At 51.5% G+C, this 3608-nt stretch carries 2 protein-coding genes; both read left to right on the top strand.

What is annotated here, in order from left to right; translation table 11 throughout:
• Positions 1-248, top strand: a 248-nt coding sequence (locus tag HOLDEFILI_RS08835; RefSeq protein WP_006059265.1) for a hypothetical protein, incomplete at its 5' end; no start/stop codon positions are given.
• 172 nt (positions 249-420) lie between these two features.
• Complete coding sequence (locus HOLDEFILI_RS08830) at positions 421-3429, top strand: bifunctional diguanylate cyclase/phosphodiesterase (protein WP_006059264.1); 3009 nt, start codon at positions 421-423, stop codon at positions 3427-3429.
• Positions 3430-3608: the final 179 nt, after the last annotated feature.

Raw genomic sequence — 3608 nt, 5'->3', positions numbered from 1 at the left:
TTGTCGACCGCATTCACCTGCAGGTCAGCGAATCAATGACCATTCTGATCTCCGGCTTTCTGTTCGGTTTTCTGTGCACGGTCAGTCTGCTTCCCTCGACCTTCGATCAGTTTCTGCGGCTGTTCGGTTATTTCTTTTTAACCTCGACGCTGGCTTCCTACGCTTACAATCAGACCCATTCGATCATCCCGATGACACTGGCCTACTCGCTTGTTCTGTTAGGAAACATTCTTCTAATTTTGATCTGATTTCATTTCATTTGAAAAGCAGCGGCGCTCCCGCTGTTTTTTTATGAAATCAGATAGGAATTAAATTGGAAAAAGCCGGAGAATTCCTTATGAATTGTTAGGAATCGCCCCTTTTTCAGGGAAATTTGTTATAATGAAACCAGCCTTATCTTTATGACTGGAGGGATTAGCCATGACAGCCTCCTCTTTCAGCAACGAACAAAATTCAACACCCTTCGCCGCCGATTGCGCGGATCTGATCGAATTTCTGCGAGCCGGCGACGGACAAAGCCAGGTTCAGGCCCTGAGCCGGATTCTGAAACCGTTCGGATTCCAGACTCTCACCTTGTACCGGCCGTTATTCTCCGTTTGGGAAAGCTGGTCGGAAGATCCCGCCCCTGCGACGAAGATCAGTCCAGAAGAAATGAACCGAATTCAAGAAACATTAAAAAACTGTGATCTTTCAATAAAAAATGACGAACTCTGGACTTCGCTGCAGACGCAGCCGGAGACCTTGCTTTATTTGCGGCGCGAAGAAAAAGAATGGAAAGAAACGGAGCTGGCTTTCATCCGGCAGCTGCGCCAGTACACCGCAGCCTATTCCAGTTCTCTGGACAATCGTCAAAACGAAATTCGTTTTTTCCATGAAATCATGGATCAGATGCCAACGCACCTATGGATTGCGGACGCTCAAACCCATGAAATTTTATTTATGAACCAGGCGATGAAAGAGGATTTTCAGCTGACTTCGCCGGAAGGTCAGCCCTGTTGGAAGGTACTGCAGCGGGGGATGAACGGACCGTGCCGTTTCTGTCCGCTGCCGGCGCTGGCCGCTCAGTCAGATCTAAAGCTGCCGCATACGCAGGGAGAGCGGAAAAACACGCTGAACCAGCGCATCTACCGCAACCGCGACAGTCTGATCCATTGGATCGACGGCCGCCTCGTTCATTTTCAGCATGCAATCGACGTAACGGAGTCACACCGTCTGCGCCTGGACGCCGACACCGACGAGCTAACGCTGATTCCCAATCGGCGGGCCGGTCTGCGCACGCTGGACGAACTGCTCGAACAAGTCGGTCAGGGACAATTGAGCATCACGGCAGCGATGCTGGACATCGATCAGCTTAAAGCGGTCAACGATCAATTCGGACATCGGGAAGGCGACGTTCTGATCCGTCAGATCAGCCAGACCCTAACCCGCTTGCTTCGCCAGGAAGATTTATTTTTCCGACTGAGCGGCGATGAATTTATCCTGGTTTTGATCAATCAGCCTGTCTCCGCCGGAACAGCCCTGCTCAACCAGGCGCAGATGCAGCTTCGGCAATGGGCTGAAGCGGAAAAGAAAGCTTACCGCTGCAGCTTCTGTTTCGGCTTGATCTTTGTCGCTGCGGGGACTCAGCTTGCCTGCGGCACGCTGCTCTCCCAGGTTGACGATGCGATGTATACGCAAAAGCGGCTGCTTCACATCCAGCTCAAAGAATCAGAAAAGGCGCAGATGCAGCTCAAGGAATATCACGGCGAGGTCTCGTTCAGCTATGATTCCGCTTATTTATATGACGCGCTGGTCGAAAGTACCGATGATTACATCTTTATCAATAACCTGCGCGACGACGTGTTCCGCTATCCCCAGGCGATGGTCGAGGAATTCGGTCTGCCTGGTCAGATCGTTCGCAACGCAGCGGCCGTGTGGGGGGAAAAGGTTCATCCTGACGACAAAGCGGCATTCTTAGAAGCCAATCAGATCATTCTGGACGGCCGCGCCACTTCGCACAACGTCGAATACCGCGCGCTCAATCAGCGGGGCGAGTGGGTTTGGGTCCGCTGCCGCGGCAAGGTTGTATTTGATGAGAACGGCAGTCCGGTGTTGTTCGCCGGCATGATCTCCAATCTCAGCCGGAAAAATAAAACCGACCGGATCACCGGTTTGTTCAATAAGATCGTTTACCGCGAGGAAACGCAGCGGCTGATAACCCGCCGGCCGGATACGCCGCTGGCGATCATGCAGCTGGGTCTGGATGATTTCAAACACATCAACGATTTATACGACCGCAGCTTTGGCGACGAAGTTCTGCGGATCAGCGCCCAGCGGATTATGAGCCTGCTTCCGGAAAATGCCGAGGTTTATCGGCTGGATGGGGATGAGTTCGGCATTCTGATCAGCGGCTGCCAGCCTGAGGCTATCCGCGGAATCTATAAAAAGCTGCAGACCGCCTTTGATCAGCAGATGATTTACGAAGGAAAACGGTATTATTGCACGCTTTCCGCCGGCTGCGCGGTTTACCCGCAGGATGCCCAGAGCTTCCTGGAACTTGTTAAAGCAGCCGGTTATGCCCTGGAACAGGCCAAGCTCAACGGGAAAAACCGGCTTGAATTCTTTACCCGTCAGATCCTGGCCCGCAAGATTCGTTCCTTGGGGATTATCGAAAAAATGCGTGAATCCATCGATCAAAATTACGCCGGTTTCTTCTTAATGTATCAGCCGCAGGTCAGCGTCACAACCGGCCAGTGGATCGGCTTTGAAGCGCTGACCCGTTGGCAGAAGGAACCGTATGGCTTCGTGCCGCCCAATGAATTTATCCCGCTTCTGGAAGAAAGCGGCATGATCAGTCCGGTTGGGCGCTGGATTTTCCGGCAGGCTTGCGCGAAATGCGCGCAATGGTCCGCCCTGGCTCCAGCCTTGACCATGAGCATCAATCTTTCGTATCTGCAGCTGATGGAACCAGACTTTATTGACTATATGCAGGAAACGCTTGCGGCGACGCAGGTGGATCCCGGCCGGATCATCGTTGAAATGACCGAATCGGTCATCGCGTCACGTGCTCATGCCTTGGAACATTTGTTCCAGCGGATTCACGATCTGGGAATGCGGATCGCGATGGATGATTTTGGAACCGGATATTCCAGTCTGGACATGCTGAAAAAAATGCCGGCGGATATCGTCAAAATTGACCGCGCCTTCGTGCACGGCGTGGATGCAAGTAATTTTGACGAATCGTTTATTCAGTTCATCGTGGCGATCTGCCATAAGGTCAATATCGAAGTTTGCGCTGAAGGCGTGGAAACGGAAGCCGAGTTTCAGATCTTGTATCCGATGAACGTCGATACGATCCAGGGATACTATTTCGGAAAACCGATGCGGGAGGAAGAAATTAACCAGAAACTTAAGGCCATGGTGAGTTCTGGACCAGACGCAGTGAAGTAACGTCAATCCAACCGCTGGTTTTTACAGCCATTGGATTTTGATATCAAGATGGTAATGAACGGATTATTCTTAAACCTGCAAAGAAGAATTTTGCCGCTGCCGTTATCTCCTTTCGCGATAACGGCTTTTTTATGCTGAGGAGGAAAACTGAAAAAAGCAGGAACAGGCCCTGCTTTTAA

The sequence above is a fragment of the Holdemania filiformis DSM 12042 genome, from assembly GCF_000157995.1.
GTDB classification, from domain to species: domain Bacteria; phylum Bacillota_I; class Bacilli_A; order Erysipelotrichales; family Erysipelotrichaceae; genus Holdemania; species Holdemania filiformis.
The sequence above is the reverse complement of the archived record's forward strand: the minus strand, read 5'-3'. Positions and strand labels throughout refer to the sequence as shown.

What these genes read in the sequence shown, in the direction of transcription:
- HOLDEFILI_RS08830 (WP_006059264.1), top strand. Translation starts at nt 421, where the DNA reads ATGACAGCCTCCTCTTTCAGCAACGAACAAAATTCAACACCCTTCGCC.